General features: G+C 44.0%; 15 protein-coding genes and 1 pseudogene. 10 read left to right on the top strand and 6 right to left on the bottom strand.

Going from position 1 to position 21,684, the window contains the following annotated elements:
- Window positions 1–41: 41 nt before the first annotated feature.
- Window positions 42–2,396 carry an LPS assembly protein LptD gene (gene lptD, locus H5300_RS08495; RefSeq protein ID WP_102441789.1) on the bottom strand — a complete coding sequence of 785 codons (2,355 nt, stop codon included), beginning with the start codon at window positions 2,394–2,396 and terminating at the stop codon, window positions 42–44.
- Between the two features lie 149 nt (window positions 2,397–2,545).
- Here lptD and djlA point away from each other — a divergent pair, with 149 nt between their 5' ends.
- Together djlA and H5300_RS08485 are read left to right on the top strand one after the other, a co-directional pair.
- Window positions 2,546–3,400, top strand: coding sequence for a co-chaperone DjlA (djlA, locus tag H5300_RS08490; protein ID WP_017077642.1), 855 nt, complete (start codon window positions 2,546–2,548; stop codon window positions 3,398–3,400).
- A gap of 58 nt (window positions 3,401–3,458) precedes the next feature.
- Entirely contained in the window at window positions 3,459–4,004 is a 546-nt protein-coding gene (locus H5300_RS08485; RefSeq protein ID WP_004735891.1) for a DUF924 family protein, read from the top strand.
- A gap of 97 nt (window positions 4,005–4,101) precedes the next feature.
- On the opposite strand, the gene H5300_RS08480 is transcribed toward H5300_RS08485, so the two are convergent.
- The 5 genes from H5300_RS08480 to leuA form a co-directional block, all read right to left on the bottom strand.
- Window positions 4,102–4,884: a DUF547 domain-containing protein gene (locus H5300_RS08480; RefSeq protein ID WP_182795778.1), complete on the bottom strand. Its 783-nt coding sequence runs from the start codon at window positions 4,882–4,884 to the stop codon at window positions 4,102–4,104.
- Window positions 4,885–5,078: 194 nt separating this feature from the next.
- Window positions 5,079–5,681: a 3-isopropylmalate dehydratase small subunit gene (gene leuD, locus H5300_RS08475; protein ID WP_004735889.1), complete on the bottom strand. Its 603-nt coding sequence runs from the start codon at window positions 5,679–5,681 to the stop codon at window positions 5,079–5,081.
- Between the two features lie 14 nt (window positions 5,682–5,695).
- Window positions 5,696–7,108 carry a 3-isopropylmalate dehydratase large subunit gene (leuC, locus tag H5300_RS08470; protein ID WP_004735887.1) on the bottom strand — a complete coding sequence of 471 codons (1,413 nt, stop codon included), beginning with the start codon at window positions 7,106–7,108 and terminating at the stop codon, window positions 5,696–5,698.
- 117 nt (window positions 7,109–7,225) lie between these two features.
- The gene (gene leuB, locus H5300_RS08465) at window positions 7,226–8,317 is read right to left on the bottom strand and encodes a 3-isopropylmalate dehydrogenase (protein ID WP_182795777.1); all 1,092 of its coding nucleotides are present in this window, start codon (window positions 8,315–8,317) and stop codon (window positions 7,226–7,228) included.
- A 97-nt stretch (window positions 8,318–8,414) separates the two neighbouring features.
- Window positions 8,415–9,962 carry a 2-isopropylmalate synthase gene (leuA, locus tag H5300_RS08460; protein ID WP_009847816.1) on the bottom strand — a complete coding sequence of 516 codons (1,548 nt, stop codon included), beginning with the start codon at window positions 9,960–9,962 and terminating at the stop codon, window positions 8,415–8,417.
- Window positions 9,963–10,530: 568 nt separating this feature from the next.
- On the opposite strand from leuA, the gene H5300_RS08455 reads away from it, so the two are divergent.
- The 8 genes and pseudogenes from H5300_RS08455 to H5300_RS08420 all read left to right on the top strand — a co-directional run.
- Window positions 10,531–11,190 carry a TetR/AcrR family transcriptional regulator gene (locus H5300_RS08455; protein WP_017077646.1) on the top strand — a complete coding sequence of 220 codons (660 nt, stop codon included), beginning with the start codon at window positions 10,531–10,533 and terminating at the stop codon, window positions 11,188–11,190.
- The gene (locus H5300_RS08450; protein ID WP_182795776.1) at window positions 11,190–12,527 is read left to right on the top strand and encodes an efflux RND transporter periplasmic adaptor subunit; all 1,338 of its coding nucleotides are present in this window, start codon (window positions 11,190–11,192) and stop codon (window positions 12,525–12,527) included. The genes H5300_RS08455 and H5300_RS08450 overlap by 1 nt, the downstream gene beginning before the upstream one ends.
- Window positions 12,524–15,631: an efflux RND transporter permease subunit gene (locus H5300_RS08445; protein ID WP_182795775.1), complete on the top strand. Its 3,108-nt coding sequence runs from the start codon at window positions 12,524–12,526 to the stop codon at window positions 15,629–15,631. Before H5300_RS08450 ends, H5300_RS08445 begins: the two co-directional genes overlap by 4 nt.
- A 287-nt stretch (window positions 15,632–15,918) precedes the next feature.
- The gene (locus H5300_RS08440) at window positions 15,919–16,443 is read left to right on the top strand and encodes a phosphatase PAP2 family protein (RefSeq protein WP_004735880.1); all 525 of its coding nucleotides are present in this window, start codon (window positions 15,919–15,921) and stop codon (window positions 16,441–16,443) included.
- Between the two features lie 57 nt (window positions 16,444–16,500).
- A complete protein-coding gene (locus H5300_RS08435; protein ID WP_182795774.1) occupies window positions 16,501–17,556 on the top strand; it encodes an MJ1255/VC2487 family glycosyltransferase in 1,056 nt (351 codons plus the stop codon).
- A gap of 346 nt (window positions 17,557–17,902) precedes the next feature.
- The gene (gene leuO, locus H5300_RS08430; RefSeq protein ID WP_004735878.1) at window positions 17,903–18,862 is read left to right on the top strand and encodes a transcriptional regulator LeuO; all 960 of its coding nucleotides are present in this window, start codon (window positions 17,903–17,905) and stop codon (window positions 18,860–18,862) included.
- Between the two features lie 201 nt (window positions 18,863–19,063).
- Window positions 19,064–20,872: a long-chain fatty acid--CoA ligase gene (locus H5300_RS08425; RefSeq protein ID WP_004735877.1), complete on the top strand. Its 1,809-nt coding sequence runs from the start codon at window positions 19,064–19,066 to the stop codon at window positions 20,870–20,872.
- A 460-nt stretch (window positions 20,873–21,332) separates the two neighbouring features.
- Window positions 21,333–21,578, top strand: a pseudogene (locus H5300_RS08420) (thiamine pyrophosphate-binding protein); the annotation flags it as partial.
- Window positions 21,579–21,684 lie beyond the last annotated feature (106 nt).

Raw genomic sequence — 21,684 nt, 5'->3', positions numbered from 1 at the left:
GTAATCCTTTAAATTTACTGATGTTTTATCAGTAAAGAAAATTAGTTGTTTAAGAAGAATGGGCGGCCGTATTCTAAAGAGTTTCCAGAGCTATCAAAGCCTGAAACGTTTGATCCCGATCCCGCCGATGTACCGAAGCCCACAATACCAAAATTGACACTAAAGTTGTTTTCGTAGACAGGGTCAGCATTAATGTCTGAATAGCCGCTACCAGTCCAGCTTCGGAGTTCGTTGCTATAGGTAACTCCCACGTACCAACAATCATCTTTATAGCGCAGGTTAGCTAACCACTCGATAGCAATGTTTTCGTTCATATCATGGTAGTACTGGGCGCTGGCGTACCATTTCGGAGTGAATTGGTAACCTGTGACTAAACCTGCTTGTGAGATACCTTCCCGTGTAATCTCATCAATATTAGTAATTGTCTCGCCGACATTATCTTCAATGTACTCTTTAGTGACGTAGCGGTAGTTTGCTTGAACAAAACCGTTACTGTCTATTCGATATTCAATTGTACTATTAGCTAGTTGCATTTCTGCTGAATCGATATCGTATTGAACGCCACCATGGTAAAAAAGGTAGTCATCGTAATTAAAGTCGACCTCAACTGCCCAGGATGAATAATTAGATTTTTCTGTTGAATCGTTGTTGCCAGTTGATTGCTTTGTTTCTTTATCGATATAAAAAATTTGACCGAAAGAAATATTAAGACGTTCCTTGTACTCGTCATCAAAGAAGCGAGAAGACGCACCATAGCTTAGCTGATTTGCAGCCGCTATAAAATCAACCCCACTGTATTTCCTACTTCTAAATAAGCCGTAATAATCTGTCTGTAAAAGAGTAGTATCGTAGCGAGCAATGTTATTTTGTTCTTCTTCGGGAACGTAAAGGTATTGAACTTGTGGTTCAAGAGTTTGTGTGTACCCGTTCATTAATGTAGTGTCGCGCTCAAGTACAATACCTGCATGACTTCTAAATTCGGGTATAACTCTGCTAACACTTTCTTCTAAATCAGCATACTCTGCTACAGATGTATCCACACCACTCAGGTCTTGGTTATAGTATGTTCCAAGTAGGCGAGCCTCGGTTGTCCATGTACCCCAAGTTGTACTTAATGGTACTTTTAACCCTGGTTCTATGTGCAATCGTGTTGCTGTTGGTTTTCCTTTTGCATCTGTATCAAATTGAGAGATATGACTAATCATATCCACCTCTACAGAGTCCCATATAATAGGAGCGTAATAGTTAAATGTTAGCTGCGGCATTAAACGATAGGCTTGGTTATCTCCATCGGTAAGTACTTGGAAGTCACGAACTGCGATGGATGCATCCCAGTTTAGAGATCGGTAAGTAACTTGTCCTGATTGTAAAAGCTGACCGTCTTCTCTATTACCGATATTTGAATCCACATCTGAAAAATAATTAACATCACTAACCTTTGAATAGTCGATGTCAAACTTCCATGCTTGTTGATAGATCCCTTCAAAGTTGAACTGCCCACCCCAACGACTGCCTTGTTCCGGGTATTTATCATCACTTTCTAGGAACTCAAACTTTAAGTTACTTTCACCAAAATCACTTAAATGACGGAACTCGTTATTCAGTTGCGTTCCACGTTCTGCCATATATTTAGTTGTGATAAGTAGATCGTAGTTTGGTGCTATATTCCAATAAAATGGTACTTCGGTTTCGAAACCATCACTAGAGCCGTATGAAATCGTTGGGTACAAAAAGCCAGTTTTACGTTTATCACCCACTGGAACGGTGAGATACGGCAGATAGAAAACAGGAACATCTAGAATTTCAAAACGCGGATTGTAGAATGTGGCTTCTTCTTCATCTTGATCTAGTTCAATACTAGAGGCTTTTAACCTCCATGATTTATCACCAAGTGGACAGGATGTGATAGATCCGTCTTCCATGGTATAAACCGCTTTGCCAGTGCGAGATATATATTGGGCATCTCCTCGGCCTGGTTCACAAAGAAACTGATATTGAGTGTTCTCTAATTCGATTTGATCAGTATTTAGATTATTTGTCGCTTTATCGGAAATGGATTTTATTTGGCCATCACTAAAGTTTACGTTGCCTTCAGCTACAACGATATTTTCTTGTTGGTGTAGGGTCACATTATCAGCAAGGATGATCTTGTTCCCTTGCGTAACTCTTACGTCACCCGAATATATTGCCTTGTCACCATTGATAGCTTCTAAGCGATCTGACTCAACATGAGCGGGTAGCTGTGTCTCGTTTTCTGCAGCGGGCTCGATCAAGCATTGATCTATAGAGGGCATTTCCTGCACACTACTATCGGTGATTGTTTCAGCTTGAGTTGTCGACACGTATAATGCCGTACTTATAGACGCGGCTAACAAGGTGCGGGAAAAAGATTGCATGAAGTTGAACTATCCTGTGTCACTAGATGAAGGGTTGATCTAGTATCAATCCAATTAATAAAGCATTTTCCTTATGATAAAGGAAATATTAGCATTCAGCATCATCAGACAGCGTTACTCAGATAAAATTCATAGATAGAGAACACATAATGCAAATATTTGGCAAAATTTTGGGCGCGTTTTTTGGCTTTTTATTTGGAGGGCCGCTCGGTTTAGTTTTTGGTCTGTTTTTAGGGCATCAATTTGATAAGGCTCGACGTTTAAGCCAATCGGGCTTCAATAGCTCTGGTTTTGGCCGAGGTCCAAGCCAAGCTGAAAGACAAAACGAGTTTTTCAAATCTGCTTTTGCGGTTATGGGACACGTTGCTAAAGCTAAGGGGCAGGTTACACCAGAAGAGATTCAGCTCGCTTCTACAATGATGGAGCGTATGAACCTGCATGGCGAACAGCGTAAAGCGGCTCAAGATGCTTTCCGTGACGGCAAAGAGAGTGACTTTCCGTTAAGCGATGTGCTTGAGCGTGTGAAGATCTCATCGGGTGGCCGTTTTGATCTTCTGCAGTTCTTTTTGGAGCTACAAGTATCTGCCGCATTTGCCGATGGAAGCTTGCACCCGAGTGAACGTCAAGTTCTGCATAAGATAGCGCAAGGCCTTGGATTTTCTGCAGAACAGCTAGAGCGCCGCTTGCAGATGCAAGAAGCAGCATTTCGTTTTCAACAGCAAGGTGGAAGCTTTGGTGGCCATCAAGGCCATGGGCAATCATCGGGTTGGCAACAGGCTTCGCAACAAAACCAATTGGCCGATGCGTTTAAAGTTCTCGGTGTGAGTGAAAGTGCCGACGGTAAAGAGGTGAAGAAAGCTTACCGCAAGCTGATGAATGAGCATCATCCAGACAAATTGATGGCAAAGGGCTTACCGCCTGAAATGATGAATGTTGCGAAAGAGAAATCGCAAGAAATTCAGAACGCTTATGATCTGATAAAGAAAGTAAAAGGTTTTAAGTAATTGAATATAGACCGAGTCATGATATTAAATGACTCGGTTTTTTATTAAAGGGAATTATATGACGGTAACGTATCAGGATGTTCTAGAGTTTTGGTTCGATGAACTGACGCCAAAAGACTGGTTTACTGGCGGTGAAGAGATCGATACTTTGATTGAGTCTCGTTTTGCAAAACTGCATAAAGCCGCTATCCAAGGTGAGCTATTTGAATGGCGACAAAATGCAGAAGGGCGCTTGGCTGAAATTATCGTGCTTGATCAGTTTTCTCGAAATATGGGTCGAAACAGTCCAGTAGCATTTTTGGCTGATCCTATGGCGTTGGTTTTAGCGCAAGAGGCGGTGGCGGGTGGTTTTGATCACCAGCTTAACGAGCAACAGAAAAGTTTCCTGTATATGCCTTACATGCACAGTGAATCTTTGTTGGTTCATGAACAAGCTGTGGAACTCTTTTCTCAAACGGGATTAGCACATAATCTGGATTTTGAGTTTAAGCACAAGGTTATCATTGAGCGGTTTGGTCGCTATCCGCACCGTAATGAAGTGTTAGGGCGAGCTTCGACTCCCGAAGAAATTGAATTCTTACAGCAACCGGGCTCAAGCTTTTAATCGTAGAAATACGGTCAAAGAATTGAGAAGAGGCTAGAGGTTAATAAAAACCTATAGCCTCTTTTTTTTGCTTTAGTAATGAACTTTAGCGTTAGAGCTAATTTGCTTGGTTAAGCGACCAATCATAGTCATAACTGATTTTTTCAGTGTTCGTCACCGGCTTTGTTCGATACTGGTCTAAGTGTTGAATGAGTTGTTTCTCTGTACCAAAATCCACAGCAAACCAATCGTAAATCGATGATAGTTGTAGTTTGTTGTTTCCAATCAACACGCCCTTATCGCTATTTACAAAATCACTAGCAGCTTGTTCCAACAAGGCTGCAGTATTGTCAGAGGTAAAAGCTTCAGGCTGCAAGTTAGGGCAACCCAAACTCGCACAATTCACTGCATAATGCGTACGTGGATCTTGCCAAATCGGTCTTAAGATTCGATGTTCAATATCATTGAGTGTTAGCGACTTCCCATTTACCTTCACTACATCATCTCCCCACGGTCCAAAACTAAACAGTCCGCCGAGCTTGGTGATGGATTTTATTGGGTAAGCATTGAGAATTAGATCGACAGTCACGGCGTTATATAGATTAACCCAGTAGGCATATTGTTCCGCTTTTGAGTAGTCGAGTGGATTCAACTGCTCTAGCCTCTTGATGTATTGCTTGAGCTTTGTCTTATCTGCAGTGCTCACAGCTTGATAGCGAACTAGGGTGTTTTGCCCTTGTTTAACTAAGTAGTTATCGATAAATTGCTGCCAGTCTTGATGAGATACCTGTTCTTGGTTGGTTTCATTGCTTTGGTTCCAGTATGGCCAAAGATCAGATTTAGGCGCAGACCAAGCTAAGGTTGAGAAAAGTAGGCTGACAATAAAAAGTAGTTGTTTCATGGCATTCTCCTGATGACTGACTATTAAGACCTTATGCTTTACGATTTTCTTTCATAGCTCTTCAGTTAAATAGCGGAACTGATCAAAATAAAGGGATGAGCCTAATAAGCACATTAAGTTAAGCTAAAAGCTCAGCCAAATAAAAAAGGTTGGCACTAGGCCAACCTTTTATATGTACACAAAACTGTGTGATGCTATTTCAGAAAGCTAGGAATCTTAGCTTCAAACTCTGAAATCTTATCTGCGTGTTGAAGCGTTAGGCCGATGTTATCTAGACCATTCAGCAAACAGTGACGACGGAACTCATCAATTTCAAATGAGTACTCTTTTCCATTAGCACTGACTGTCATTGCTTCTAAATCAACGTCGATCTCAGCACCTTCATTCGCTTCAACGAATTGGAAAATCTCATCAACTTCTTGATCAGTAAGACGAACGGGAACCATTTGGTTGTTGATCGAGTTACCGTAGAAAATATCTGCAAAGCTTGGCGCGATCATCACTTGAATACCGTAATCTGCAAGCGCCCAAGGTGCATGTTCACGAGATGAACCACAACCAAAGTTTTCACGAGCTAGGAGAATTGAAGCGCCTTTATAGCGTGGTGCATTCATTACAAACTCAGGGTTTGGTTGCTGGCCTGCATCATCAAGGAAGCGCCAATCGTGGAATAAGTGCTTACCAAAACCGATACGGTTCACTTTCTGTAGAAACTGCTTTGGAATGATCGCATCAGTATCGATGTTGGCCGTATCTAGAGGAACGACTAATCCGGTGTGTTGTTGAAAACCTGACATGTTAAATCCTCTAATTAAAGTTCACGAATATCGACAAAGTGACCAGCGATTGCCGCTGCGGCTGCCATTGCTGGGCTAACTAGGTGCGTACGACCATCACGGCCTTGGCGACCTTCAAAGTTACGGTTTGATGTAGAAGCACAGCGCTCTTGTGGACCTAAACGGTCATTGTTCATTGCAAGACACATAGAGCAGCCTGGTAGGCGCCATTCAAAGCCTGCTTCGATGAAGATCTTATCTAGGCCTTCAGCTTCAGCTTGCGCTTTTACTTGCTCAGAACCCGGAACGATCAATGCTTGAACATGTTTCGCTACTTGGCGGCCTTTTGCTACCGCTGCTGCTGCGCGCATGTCTTCGATACGAGAGTTAGTACAAGAACCCACGAAAACTTTATCGACGTTGTAATCAGATAGAGATTTACCCGCTTCAAGTCCCATGTAAGCTAGCGCTTTTTCAGCCGATGCTTTTTCAACAGGGTCTGCGAAGCTTTCTGGTGCAGGGATTGGTGTGTCTACTGAGATCACCTGACCTGGGTTAGTACCCCAAGTGACTTGTGGTTTGATGTCAGCCGCTTCTAGCGTTACAACAGCATCGAACTCTGCATCAGCATCGGTTTTCAATGTGTTCCAGTATTCAATTGCCGCTTCTAAGTCTTCGCCTTGTGGAGAGAACTTACGGCCTTTGATGTATTCGTATGTTGTTGCATCTGGAGCGATTAAGCCTGCTTTAGCGCCTAGCTCGATTGCCATGTTACATACCGTCATACGACCTTCCATTGTAAGGTCAGTAATTGCCTCACCACAGAATTCAACCACGTAGCCAGTACCACCAGCAGCCGTTGTTTTGCCGATGATCGCCAGTACGATATCTTTTGCTGTAATACCTTCTGCTACTTGACCTTTTACTTCAATCTTCATGGTTTTAGCGCGAGCTTGTTTTAGCGTTTGCGTTGCTAGAACGTGCTCAACTTCAGAAGTACCGATACCGAATGCAAGAGAACCAAATGCACCGTGTGTAGCCGTGTGTGAGTCACCACATACGATGGTCATGCCCGGTAGCGTGATACCTAGCTCAGGGCCCATTACGTGCACAATGCCTTGGTATTTGTGGTTTAGGTCGTAAAGCGTGACACCAAACTCTTCACAGTTCTTCGATAGCGTTTCCATTTGGATACGAGCCATCTCACCAGAAGCGTTGATGTCTTTGGTTTGTGTCGATACGTTGTGATCCATGGTCGCAAAAGTTTTGCCTACTTGGCGAACTTTACGACCTTTTTCACGCAGGCCATCAAAGGCTTGTGGCGACGTTACTTCGTGGACTAAGTGGCGATCGATATAAAGAATTGGTGTTTCGCCTTTCGCTGCAACCGCAACGTGAGCGTCATAAACTTTTTCATATAAGGTTTTTGCTTGCTGGTTTGTCGACATAGCTTTTCTTCCTTGGGAGCATCAGTCCCAGTGTTTGTTTCGAGCCAAGTCATGCTATTTAAGCTGACTTGGCTTGATATTATTCTTATGTACTTGCTTCTAATCTAAGCATCTAGCTTATGAAGCTAAGATGTACTCAGCGATCTTGTCACCCATTTCAGAGGTAGTCAGCGCTTGGTTTTTGCCTGCAAGGTCAGCGGTTAGCTCGCCTGCAGAAAGTGCTTTAGATACCGCTGTTTCGATGTCTTGCGCTGCGGCTTCTTCGCCTAGGCTGTAACGAAGCATTAGCGCTGCAGAAAGAATTTGCGCTACTGGGTTCGCGATGTTTTTACCGGCGATATCTGGTGCGCTGCCACCTGCTGGTTCGTATAAGCCGAAGTTGCTTTCGTTTAAGCTTGCAGAAGGAAGCATGCCCATAGAACCCGTGATCATTGCACATTCATCAGAAATGATGTCACCGAAGATGTTCGAACAAAGCATCACGTCAAACTGAGATGGATCTTTGATTAGCTGCATGGTCGCGTTATCGATGTACATGTGGTTCAGTTTCACATCTGGGTAGTCTTTCGCGACTTCTTCAACCACTTCACGCCATAGGATAGAGCTTTGTAGAACGTTCGCTTTATCGATTGAGTAAACGTTTTTGTTACGTAGACGAGCAGATTCAAAAGCAATCTTTGCAATGCGTTCGATTTCGTAACGGTGGTAAACCTCAGTATCAAACGCTTTTTCAGTTGCGCCTTCGCCTTCACGACCTTTAGGTTGACCGAAGTAGATACCGCCTGTTAGTTCACGAACAACAACGATGTCGAACCCGTTTCCAGAGATATCAGCACGTAGAGGAGAGAAAGACTCTAAACCCTTGTGAATTTGTGCAGGACGTAGATTACAGAACAGTTGGAAGTGTTTACGTAGCGGAAGGAGGGCACCACGTTCAGGTTGGTCGTTTGGTGGCAGGTGTTCCCACTTAGGGCCGCCGACAGAGCCAAAAAGTACCGCGTCAGATTCTTCACAACCTGCAACTGTTGCTTCTGGAAGTGGACAGCCGTGGTTATCAATTGCGATACCACCAACATCATACTCTTCGCGAGAAAAGCTAATTGCGTGTTTCTTTTCAATCGCGTCTAGCACTTTGTGTGCTTGTTGCATTACTTCTGGGCCAATGCCATCACCAGGTAGTACGGCAATTTTGTATGATTTATCTGTCATGTTAATCCTTTAATTCTTGTTACTGAGCTGTTTGGCTCGTTTTAAATTTTGTCCCTAAAGCCAACAACATCGGCTCTAGGGCTCTGTTATTGGGGTCTTAAACTGTCGCGAATTTTTGCTGCTTCATTTCAGCAATAGTGTCTGCGCGTTGAATGCTATTGATAACGTGTAGCAACGCTTGACCAGAAGCTTCAACGATATCGGTTGAAACGCCCGTACCGTGGTACTTACGGCCTTTATAGTTAGCTATGATATCCGCTTGACCTAAGCCATCTTCGCCTTCACCTTTTGCAGTTAGGTCGAACTTATCCAACGCGATCTCGTAGCCTGTTAAGCGGTAGATACATTGGTATAAAGCATCAACAGGGCCATTGCCGACAGCGGCTTCGCATTTCTCTTCATCACCACATTGCAGCTTGATGCTGGTGGTAGACATAACACTACCAGATTGTACGCTTAGGTAGTTAAGTTTATAGAAGTCATCTTCGTCACGTAGATTCGCGAAGTGCATTAGTGCTTCTAGGTCGTAATCGAACACTTGCCCTTTACGGTCAGCAAGCTTCAAGAAATCTTCGTACAATGAATCTAGGTTGTACTCATTATCTTTATAACCCATCGCGTCCATGTGGCTCTTAACAGCCGCTCGGCCACTACGGCTTGTTAGGTTTAAGGCTTTATTTTTCAAGCCAATAGACTCAGGCGTCATGATCTCGTAAGTGTTCTTGTTCTTTAGCATGCCATCTTGGTGAATACCTGAAGAGTGGCTGAATGCGTTAGCACCGACGATTGCTTTGTTGTCTTGAATTGGCATGTGGCAAAGCTGACTTACCAACTTACTGGTACGGTGAATCTCTTTATGATCCAAGCCGGTGTGAACACCCAAAAGCTCTTGACGAGTTTTGATGATCATTGCGATTTCTTCTAAAGAACAGTTACCTGCACGTTCGCCAATACCATTGATTGTGCCTTCAATTTGGCGAGCGCCCGCTTGCACAGCAGCGATTGAGTTTGCAACCGACATACCTAAGTCATCGTGACAGTGAACAGAGATGATCGCTTGGTCGATGTTTGGTACGCGGTCAAATAGCGTTTTGATAATGCCACCAAACTCATTCGGTACTGTATAGCCCACTGTGTCTGGAATATTGATGGTTTTAGCGCCTGCGTTAATCGCGGCTTCAACCATACGACATAGGTTGTCGATAGGGGTACGACCGGCATCTTCACAAGAGAATTCAACATCATCGGTATAGTTACGAGCGTGCTTGACGGCTTTCACTGCCATCTCGACAACATCGTCGTAGCTGCGGCGTAATTTGTCTTGTACGTGAACTGTTGATGTTGAAATGAAGGTATGAATACGGAACTGGTCAGCAACTTTAAGCGCTTCTGCAGCGGCGTCGATATCTTTCGCTACGGCACGAGAAAGTGCACAAATACGGCTGTCTTTGATGTGTTTAGCGATGGTTTGTACAGACTCAAAATCACCTGGCGAAGAGATAGGGAAGCCAGCTTCGATAACATCGACACCCAGTCTCTCAAGAGCATAAGCGATCTGTAACTTCTCTTTTACCGTAAGGCTTGCAGCCAATGCTTGCTCGCCGTCACGTAAGGTAGTATCAAAAATTATTACTTGATCGTTCATGGGTGCTTCCTTATATCGATAATGAATCGATTGCTATCCAAATTATTATTAAGAATGATGTTCTTTTAAAAGTGCCAGTTACAAAAAAACCCGCTCAGTGCGGGTTTTAATATTTGTGTAGTTCTTGACCCACAACTTACCCGCGCGATTGGTTCACGATAAGGAGAAGTTTCAGCAGTAGAGAAGAAGAAAAAATCATTACACAAATATCCGTAAATAAACTGTTAACACCATATTTACCGCAATTTATTCTGAGCGTCAAACAAGAAAATCCAATATCAGCGTACATTGGCAGTGTTTTGGTTTGGTTTGTGCTGTTTTTTGTTCTTTAGTTGGCTAAATCGACTGATTGGTGGTTTTGTATTGGCGGGTTAGTTTATCGTTTGGTCGATGTGTAGGTTAAAACTTTGTAGTAAATCTTTTTGATGGAACGATTCACCAAAAAAATTACAAGCGTGACCCAATTAATTAATCACTTGATTAAATAGTGAGTAATTAATCTTCTACTGTTACGCCTGTTTATCTCTATAATTAATCGGATGATTAATTATAGAGATGGATTTTGGCCATGACGGCACGAAAAGCGGGGCGACCTCAACAGAACTTAGATGTTCGACAGTTATTGATTGAGCATGCTCGCGATCTGTTTGTTGTTCAGCCATACGACAAGGTCTCGACACGTCTGATTGCTGATCGTGCGGGTGTGAACATTGCGATGATCCGTTATTACTTTGGCAGTAAGGCTGGGTTATTTGAGGCGATGCTACGTGAAACCCTACGACCGATGCAATTGCAGATGCAAAGGTTGGTTGAAGAAAGCAGTCATGAGAACTTTCTTGATCTAATGCGGACTTACTACAAAGAGATGGTCAAGGTGCCCAAGTTTCCTCGCTTGATTGCCCAAGTAATGAATATGCCTCCCTCTGAAGTGCAAAGAGAGTTGCTCGAAAAGGTTTTCCTCGATGTGGCCAAGCCAGCCCAAGATGTCATTTTTGAAAAGTTGGTGGCACAAGGTGTCTTAAGAAAAGAGATGGATCCCAAGCTCTGTCGCGTGTCGTATATAAGCTTGATGGTATTTCCGTTCATTGCGCCGCCCCCTCTATTAGCAATCCATGGTATTGAGATTAATGAAGAATTTCTTAACCGTTTAATCGAACACAACATTCAATTGATGACAGAAGGCTTTATAAACACGCCTAGCCCTTCTTCAGTGCAGGACCAAAGATAATGAAAATAAATAAAAAACTACTCTTCTTTCCAGCACTTGCGGTTGGTGTCATTGGCCTTGTTGTTGCGATTAACTTGAAGCCGGATCTTCCAACCAAGCCCGCGGGTGATAGAGCTCGCTTAGTTGATACAGTAAGCCTAGAGCAACAACTGATAGCACCGTTAGCGGTTGGCTTTGGCAAAGTGGTGCCGAAAGTCGAATGGAAAGCGATTGCCGAGGTAACAGGGCAGATCGTTTATCGCCATCCGGATCTTGAGAAAGGTCAGGTGATCCCCGCCGGAACGGTCGTGCTCAAGGTTGATCCATTGGATTACGAATTGAAACTGATACAAGCAGAGGCGGATCTAAAATCAAGCCAAACCTCATTAGCGAAATTGAATCAAGAAGAAGACAACCTGAATCAGACTCTTAAGATCGAAAAGAATCGCTTAGTGATCAGCAACAAAGAGCTACAACGTAAACAAGATCTGCGTAAGAAAGGGCTGACTTCTCAATCGGATGTCGACCTGCAACAACAAAGTGCTTTATCTCAACAGAAGCTAGTGCTAGATATCGCGAACCAAATCGCTTTAATGCCAGATGAAAAACGTGTTGCGGAAGCGGTGATTAAGGTCAATGTATCTAAAGTGAAAGAGGCGCAGCGCTCTCTCGATAAGACCACCATCATTTTGCCAAGAGCGATGAGAATTGCTCAAGTTGATATCGAACAAAATCAAGTGGTTAATCTTCAGCAAGAGATGTTTGTTGCTCACGGAATTAATGTCATGGAAGTGGAGGCGCAACTTTCTATTCACGATATGCAAACTTTAGCCTCGAGCTTTAATCAATTCCCTCGCGATGCTGCAGGGATCCCTAATCCTTATGAAGCGCCAATCAAAGCGACGATTCAACTTAACAGCGGCAACCTGAACCTGAGTTGGCCTGCGAAGGTGGCAAGAATCAGTGAGACGGTTGATGAAAACCAAGCGACAGCCGGAATTATTCTCGAGATTGCTCAAGACTATTCACAACTGCAGCCAAGCAATGCGACCCCTTTGGTCAACGGTATGTTCGTAAAAGCTGAGATTGAGGGTGTCGCGAATCTAAGTTGGGTGGTTCCTGAGCGAGCACTGCACGGTGATAAGGTTTACCTGATGGATGACAATCAGCGCTTGCAAGTAGTGAGTGTTGAAGTGCTTTATCGCAGAGATAACCAAGTGGTTGTGAGTGGCGAGCTACAAACGGGAGATAAATTGGTTCTTAATGACGTCCTGCCAGCTATCGAAGGCATGTTACTGAAAGAGTCGAACTCTGAAGAGGCTAAGCTTGAATCGGATACTCAGGAGAGTGCGTCATGATCAAGTTCTTTTCTAGGCACCCAACAGCTGCAAACTTGTTGATGCTTGGGTTATTGATCATGGGTATAAGCTCATTATCAACCATCAAGCGTGAAACCTTCCCCGCTTATGATCCGCCTTATATTATGGCGGCCATCGTTTATCCTGGTGCATCACCACAAGAAGTGGAAGAGAGCTTGTGTGTGCGAATGGAAGATGCCGTCGATGGCCTAGCTAACATTGAAGAGACTCAGTGTGAAGCCATCGAAGGTAGCGCACGTCTAATCCTGAAGTTGAATGAGAAAGCGGATATCGGTCGAATGCTGGTGGATGTGCAAACTCAAATCAACTCGATCAATGATTTCCCAACTGAGATTGAATCGCCTGTTGTTCAAGAACTGGATTGGAATGAACCGGTTGTTGATATCGCCATCACAGCAGAAACGTCGTGGCCGGAGCTTAAGGCCTACGCTGAAGACCTCAAACGTATCATGAAGCTTGATTATGATGTTTCACTGGTCGATGTTAGCGGCTTCTCTGATCATCAATACCGCGTTGAACTGGATACTCAAGCGATTCGCCAACTGGGTTTGAGTGTCGGTGATATCGCAGACCAGATTGGCCGTCAGAATGTAAAACTGCCAAGCGGTAACGTTGAAACACCAGACAAGAATTTTCTGATTCGTTTTGATGAAAGACGAATTACACCGGTTGAGCTGGAAAGCATCGTGGTTGGCTCTGCGTCTAATGGATCAGTGATCCGTCTCAGGGATATTGCAAAAATAACCGATCGCTTTGAGCTTGATGAACAGAAGGTGTTGTTTGATGGCAAGCCATCGGCTCTGTTGAAAATTAGTAAGAATAAAGACGATGATGCGTTACGAATCAAAGAGAACGTGACGAGATTCGTTGAAGATCAAAGCGCGATTGCTCCTGATGGCGTGACACTACAAATGACCAACGATCTCTCCTCTGTGCTGTGGGATCGCCTTACCATGATGGTTCGCAATGGCTGGCAAGGTATTGTGTTGGTATTTGCCACCATGTGGCTGTTCTTCAGCTTACGCTATTCATTCTGGGTTGCAGCTGGCTTACCGGTTGCCTTCCTTGGTGGCTTGTTCTTAATGGCGAACTTAGGTTTGTCGATTAACATTATGTCGCTGGTCGGACTGTTGATGGCGATTGGTATCATGATGGATGACGCCATCGTGATTGCCGAATCGATAGCGTCTCATTTAGATCGGGGGCAAAACGTTGATGATGCGGTGTACAACGGCGTTAAGAAAGTGCTTCCCGGAGTCTTATCTTCTTTCTTAACTACAGTGTGTATTTTCGGTAGCTTGCTGTTTCTCGATGGGGAAATGGGCGCGGTGCTTAAGGCTGTTCCTCAAGTATTGATATTAGTGCTGTCGTTGAGCTTGATTGAAGCCTTCCTGATTTTGCCTAATCACTTGTCTCATTCATTACACAAAGAAAAGAATGATAAGCCAGCGCTGCGCTTTAAAGTGGTGTTGTTAGAGAAGTTTGAGAACTTTCGTAATACCACTTTGATGAACATGGTTGAGAAAGTGGTGACATTCCGCTACGCCTTTATGGGCGGAGTGCTTACCCTGCTGTTGCTTTCGGTAGCCTTGATTGCTGGTGGCGTTGTTAAGTTTCAACCTTTCCCTGAGCTTGATGGTGATATTGCCGAGGCGCGTATCATTCTTCCGCCGGGCGCATCATTGTCTCAAACCGAGAGAGTCGTCGACAAAATTGTCGCTTCTGCTGAGCGTTTGAATGAGCAATGGAGCGAAGAGGTTGAGGACGGTAATAAATTGGTTGAGCATATCACCAGCCAATTCAATGCCAACGCAGACGCCAATGAATCAGGCCCACACTTAGCCACTGTGCGCCTAGACTTACGCGGTGCAGAGAGCCGCAACACGGTTATCGATGATTTTATTGATGCATGGCGGGAAGACATCGGCGATTTGGCTGATCCTATCTCGTTAGTCTTTAAACAACCCACTATGGGGCCGGGTGGCCGTGCTATCGAGATCCGTGCCAAGCATGATGATCTGGCTGAATTGAAGTCTGCTTCTTTAGATATTCAGGAGTACCTCAATCAGTTTGACGGGGTGCATGGTGTGCTTGATGACATGCGAATGGGTAAGGAAGAAATCTTAGTTAAACTTCGCCCAGGAGCCGAAACCTACAATGTGAATGGGCAGATGATTGCGTCCCAATTACGAGCGGCTTTCTTTGGGCAAACTGCGGATGAGATTCAAATCGGTGTTGAGAACATCTCGATCGAAGTGCGTCTTGATAAGGAACAAGCGGGCGACATACAGCAGCTGGCTAACTTCCCGATCATTACCGCAGATGGTAGCCAGATCCCGCTGGCGACATTGGCAACGTTAGATTTTCAACGTAACTACGTACGAATCCAGCGCATCGATGGCTTAAGAACCATCAGTATCTTTGGTGATATTGATAATAAGAAAGCGAGTTCATCCGCGATTTTGGCTCAGTTCCAAAAAGATGAAGCCGCCAAACTTATTCAGAAGTACCCGGGTTTACGCTTTGATTTCGAAGGGGAAGCTAAAGATGCGGCTAAGACGGGCGCTTCGATGGGCAAAGGGTTCTTGCTTGGCTTATTCGGTGTGTTTGCGATTCTTAGCTATCAGTTCAGAAGCTACTTAGAGCCTGTGGTCGTGATGTTGGCGATTCCACTCGCCTTTATTGGGGTGGTGGTTGGTCACTGGATACTTGGCCACTCTTTGAGTATGCCAAGCATGATGGGCTTTGTGTCGCTTGCCGGTATTGTGGTAAATGATTCCATCTTGTTGGTGCAGTACATTCGTCACCATGTCGATGAGGGAGATAGCGTGCACGACTCGGTAGTGAAAGCCAGTCGCGAGCGTTTCCGTGCGGTATTCTTGACCTCAATGACGACCGCAGCTGGTTTACTCCCGCTGTTGACTGAAACCAGCTTGCAGGCTCAGGTTATTCAACCTCTGGTTATTTCGATCGTGTTCGGCATATTTGCCTCGACCTTACTGGTGCTGTTTATGATCCCTGCGGCCTACGCGATACTGGCGGACTTTGGTTTGGTGAAAAAGCATGAGCCATTAGCGCTATAATTTTTAGTGCTATAACCTTTAGCGCTATTATCATTAGTGAGCACTATTATCATTAACACGATAGAAGTAGCGTTTGCTTGCTTATATAAAGAAGTAAAAACATAGAAGAATAAAGCGGCCTTGGGTCGCTTTATTTTTATCGGCAGTTTCTAGGCCCCATCAGCTTGCTTAGCGAAAGCGGTCAATTTGCCTCAAAATTCATTTTAGTTCATTCAAAACGTCACTTAACTGTCATTTCAGGAGCATAACTTGAGCCTTAACTGAATAAGGATTGTTAAGGAGATTGTATGCGTACTATCGAACCTATTGTCCGCTGGGATGTGGCATTTTCTGTTTTCTGTTTAAAGAGCCGTTATAGCGGACAACAGGCGACACTCAGTAAGGCGGTGTCTCATACTGGAGATGGACACCTTTACGTTTTGATTGCTTTGGTTGCACTACTGGCTGACAGTTACACCGGTCGAGATTTTCTATTGGTGGGCTTAACTGCCTTTGCAATCGAGTTACCTATTTACTGGTTTGCCAAAAATACCCTCAAGCGTCGCAGACCCGCTGAATTCTCTTCATTGCTTTACTCCCATATTGTGCCATCTGATAAATACAGCCTGCCTTCTGGGCATTCCGCTGCGGCTTTTGTTATGGCGACTCTAATCGGACATTTCTATCCGAGTTTATATCTCTTTAGCCTGATTTGGGCGGCAGCGATTGCTGGCTCTCGAATCCTACTTGGTGTGCACTTTTTAACGGACGTACTGATTGGCGCAGCCTTGGGCATCGCTTGTACTAGCCTTGCTATCAGCTTCATCCTGTAATCATTTTGTTGGCAACAACCACTGCCGAGCTTAAGTGGCAAACATAAAGGAACATGCATGAAAATTTTATATGGCGTACAAGGCACAGGGAATGGGCACATCGCTCGAGCGAGAGCAATGGCTGTGGCTTTTCGTCAGCAAAATATCGATGTCGACTTTCTGTTCTCTGGGCGAGACGAGAGCAAGTACTTCTCGATGGAAGCGTTTGGTAATTATCAGACCCGCAGCGGCTTAACTTTTTACAGTGAGCAGGGGCAGGTTAAATACGGCAAGACATTCTTCAAGAACAACATCTGGCGATTTCTTAGTGAGATTAATCAGATCGATCTGACGCCTTATGACTTAGTGATTAATGATTTTGAGCCTGTGACGGCATGGGCAGCTAAGAGGCAAGGTGTGCCATGCATTGGCATAAGCCATCAGAATGCGTTCCGCTATGATGTACCCAAAGAAGGGGGTAACTGGATTGAATATTCAGTGATTCAACATTTCGCCCCAACCGAGCACTCTATTGGTTTGCATTGGTATCACTTTGAACAACCGATATTGCCGCCTATCGTTCACACGCTGGCTGGTGATCAACAAACCAAAACAGCACAAGACTTTACGTTGGTCTATTTGCCGTTTGAGGATCTTGAGTCGATCTCAGAGCTGTTGATGAAGTTCATTTCGCACAACTTTGTCTGTTATCACCCGAATGTCATTGAGCACAGTCGAGTCGAAAATATTGAGTTCAAACCACTCAGTCATGCTGGCTTCCAATTCGACCTCAATCAGTGCTCTGGTGTGGTTGCGAATGGCGGCTTTGAATTGCCATCGGAAGCCTTAACTTTGGGGAAGAAATTGCTTCTTAAACCACTCGAAGGGCAGTTCGAACAACAGAGCAATGTGGCGACGCTAGAGGCTCTTGGGTTAGCTCAAACTATGACCTTTTTAGACATGGCTACCTTGCGTGGTTGGCTCGGTGAAAAACAGGCAGAAGTGGTCACTTATCCCGACGTGGCAAGTGCACTTGTTGAGTGGGTGTTAGCGGGCAATTGGTCCAACCAAGATGACTTGAGAAAGCAACTTTGGGACAAGGTAGATTTTCCTAGTTATGCATCGCTCACTTAACTCATAAGTGTTATTTCTGAATCAACCAGCCAAACAATTCATGGGTTCAATAAATTGTAACAAATGTAACCAAACGATAGAACAGCTAAATAAGTCGAAATGAAACTCATAAGTGATGCATTTTATGTTTTTTTATAACTCTATAAATAATTGATTTTTAGATGTTATTTAATCATTAAGGTAAAATAAAATTATTCTTTATCAATCTTGTTGGTAGCTCGAGATTTATTGGTTAATAGTAATGGTAATCCGAAAAACATCGGTCTGATAAATATAAGAATTAGTGGTTATCTATTCCTATACCATTACCAATTTAACGCTGTCGAACCGACAAGAGGCAACTTGAATGTTAGAGAAAAAAGACGCAATGAGTGCTATTGCAAGCTACAGAATGGAAAGCACACTTCGTGGAGTCGACTTAAATCTTTTGACTGTATTTGATGCAGTTATGCAAGAGCAAAACATTACACGTGCAGCTCATAATCTGGGTATGTCTCAGCCTGCTGTAAGTAACGCTGTTGCTCGTCTAAAAGTGATGTTTAACGACGAACTATTCATGCGTCAAGGTCGTGGTATTCAGCCGACTCAACGTGCTCGTCAGTTGTTTGGTCCAATCCGCCAAGCACTGCAGTTAGTACGCAATGAACTGCCAAGTTCTGTGTTCTCTCCAGAGTCGTCTTCTCGTCTGTTCAAACTTGCGATTTGTAGCCCTTGTGACATGCGTTTTGCACCTAAGATCATGTCGACAATCAACGACCAAGCACCGAGCGTTAAACTGCACATGGATGCAGAATTCGATCGTCAACTTTCTGAGCGTATGCGCTACCAAGAAATCGACTTCGTTATTGATTACGCTCGTTTTGATGAGCAGGGCTTTTCAAGCACTGAGATCTTCCAAGACGAATTAGTTGTTGTTGCTTCTGCTTCTCACCCACGTATCAATGGTGAAGTTTCAGCGGCAGAGCTGCTTAACGAAAAGCACGCAAAACTGTCTCGCATCCATGGTCAACGCAGCTTCTCAGAGCAAGCTTACCGTGACCTAGATTGCACGCCTTTCTACGAAGGTACGAGCTTAAGCAACGTACTTTACGTTGTTGGTCAATCTGAGCTTGTGACGATTGCACCTCGTTGGATGGTTGAGCATGCCGCGAACAAAGATCAGCTTCAGATTCTAGATTTCCCATTCGATAATGCGGCAATTTCTGGCTTCCTAAGCTGGCACGAATCAAGTGAAAAGGATAAAGGACACATTTGGTTACGAGATCAGTTAATGATGATCTGTGGCGAAGTCGTGGCGCTTAACTAAGCACTAATCCCTATGATTTGTAAGCCCTAAGCTGGGAGTCTGGCTTGGGGCTTTTTTGTACCTGCTATTTTTGTTGATAGAAAACTTAGCGTGAGACGTACTATTACTTATAACTTTGAGCTTCATCAGTTGCCTTTTCCATGATCAGAGGTACACTTGTGCGCTCAAAAAAGCTTACAGGTGTAAGCCAAAGGTAAAGAGATGGCCAATTTAGATTTTCATATCGTAAAAAGACTTCGTGACCAAATTGCCCAAGGCGGCAACCGTACAGCTTTGAAGCATAAAGTCGACAATGTATGGCAAGGTATTAGCTGGGAACAGTTTGGACAACAAATCGATACGCTTTCATTAGCACTGTTGGCTCACGGACTGAGAGTTCAGGATAAGATCGGTATCTTTTCGAACAATATGCCTCAGTGGACTGTGGCAGATTTTGCATCTTTACAAGCGCGTCTTGTAACGGTACCAATCTACCCAACCAACACAGCGGCGCAGTCTTCTTACATTATCCAAAATGCGGATGTGAAGATCTTATTCGTTGGCGAGCAAGCTCAATTTGATGCGGCGGTTAGCCTTTTTGAAGAGTGTGAACAGCTAGAAGTTGTTGTGGCGATGTCTGATGATATCGATCTGCAAGGACATCGCTTTGCCGTCTCTTGGAAAGAATTCATGGCTCGTGGTGTTGAAGATCAGCAAGCTGAACTTGATGTTCGTCTTGCGGATGCCTGTATGGATGACTTACTGACGCTTATCTATACCTCTGGTACAACAGGCCAGCCAAAAGGCGTAATGCTTGATTACACGAACGTTGGCTATCAACTAAAAGGCCATGATGAGCGCCTTAGCTTAAGCAAAGACGACGTCTCATTGTGTTTCTTACCTTTATCACATGTATTTGAGCGTGCTTGGACTTTCTATGTCCTTTATAAAGGCGCAACCAACTGTTACCTGCAAGACACAATGCAAGTGCGTGATGCGCTGAGTGATGTTAAGCCAACAGTTATGTCTGCAGTTCCTCGTTTCTACGAGAAGATATTCTCAGCGATTCACGAGAAAGTGTCTAAAGCACCGTTTATCCGTAAAGTCCTCTTTACTTGGGCCGTGAACATGGGAGCGAAGCTTTCAGTTTGTCACCAAGAAGGTCGCACACCATCATTCATGCTGAAGAAGAGCCATGCGCTTGCCGATAAACTTGTGTTATCTAAACTGCGAGCTCTATTAGGCGGTAACATCAACTTCATGCCATGTGGTGGCGCGAAGCTTGATGAAACCATTGGTCGCTTCTTCCACGCGATTGGTATCAACGTTAAACTTGGCTACGGCATGACAGAAACCACGGCAACAGTATCGTGCTGGGATGACCGTTGTTTTAACCCTGATTCGATTGGTATGTCGATGCCGGGCGCTGAAGTAAAAATTGGTGCTAAGGACGAGATTCTTGTTCGTGGTCCAATGGTGATGCGTGGCTACTACAAGATGCCAGAAGAGACGGCTAAGACGTTTGACGAGCACGGTTTCCTAAAGACTGGTGATGCGGGACATTTTGATGAAAATGGTAACCTGTTCATTACTGATCGTATTAAAGAATTGATGAAGACCTCTGGCGGTAAGTATATTGCACCGCAAGTGGTTGAAGGCGCGATTGGTAAAGATCACTTTATCGAACAGATTGCCGTTATCGCTGATACGCGCAAATTCGTTTCTGCGCTGATCGTTCCTTGTTATGACTCTCTAGAAGAGTATGCCAAAGAGCTGAATATCAAGTATCACGACCGTGTTGAGCTTGTTAAACATCACCAGATTGTCGAGATGCTAGAGAAACGCGTGAATGACTTACAGCAAGAGCTAGCTAAGTTTGAGCAAGTGAAGAAATTCAAGTTGCTGCCAAAAGCATTTTCTATGGATGATGGCGAACTGACACCTACTCAAAAATTGCGTCGTAAAGTTATCAACGATAAGTATCAAGACGAAATCGAAGAAATGTACAATGAAAAGCCTAAAGATAAGTAGTTTTCTGCTTAGATAAATTTTCAGTTGTTTAAAAATCCCCCTACGAATGTGATTGCATTTTTAGGGGGATTTTTTATGCCTGCCGACACAGCACAATGTGCGAAAGCGCACACCAATAAGGGCGTAATTAATCGATAAACCGTGATTCATTTGAATATTAAGCTCTTTTTTTTAGGTGTTAATTGGTTTTTAAATCTAACTATTGGGTTTGGTTTGGGTTTTATTTAATGCTTTCAGCTAATAGTTGGTTTTTTGACGTAATTATCGGATAACAGGTGTTAGACCAGATGATAATAAAGCGTTAAAGTTGTTTCGTATTACTGTTTGTTGTTATCACGACAGACAGCCATAGCCGAAAAAGTGGAAGTATTTCGAATTAGGCTACGAATAAGCCCTAGACTATGAAAAACCAGCCCAACATGTTCACCAAATATGGTTGGAAACTGGTGAGGAGAGCAATATGACAACAAAACCTGAAACAGCCATGTCATCCGGCGCTGAAATGTTATCCGGCGCAGAGATGGTGGTGCAGTCTCTAATTGAAGAGGGTGTAGAACAAATCTTTGGTTACCCAGGTGGTTCTGTACTTGATATCTATGATGCGCTGCATGCTAAAACTGCTGAAATTAAACACGTATTAGTACGACACGAACAAGCCGCTACCCACATGGCAGATGGCTATACTCGTTCTACCGGTAAGCCGGGCACAAACACGCACGGATTAGCGGGTTACTTATTTTAAACATAGAGAGTTCCATTATGCGTAAATCACTTTTAACTCTTGGCCTACTTGCAGCAGCTTCTGCTCCGGT

Source organism: Vibrio sp. SG41-7, assembly GCF_014164465.1.
Lineage (GTDB): Bacteria > Pseudomonadota > Gammaproteobacteria > Enterobacterales > Vibrionaceae > Vibrio > Vibrio splendidus.
Note: the sequence above shows the minus strand (reverse complement) of the source record. Positions and strands in the feature narration are given on the sequence as shown.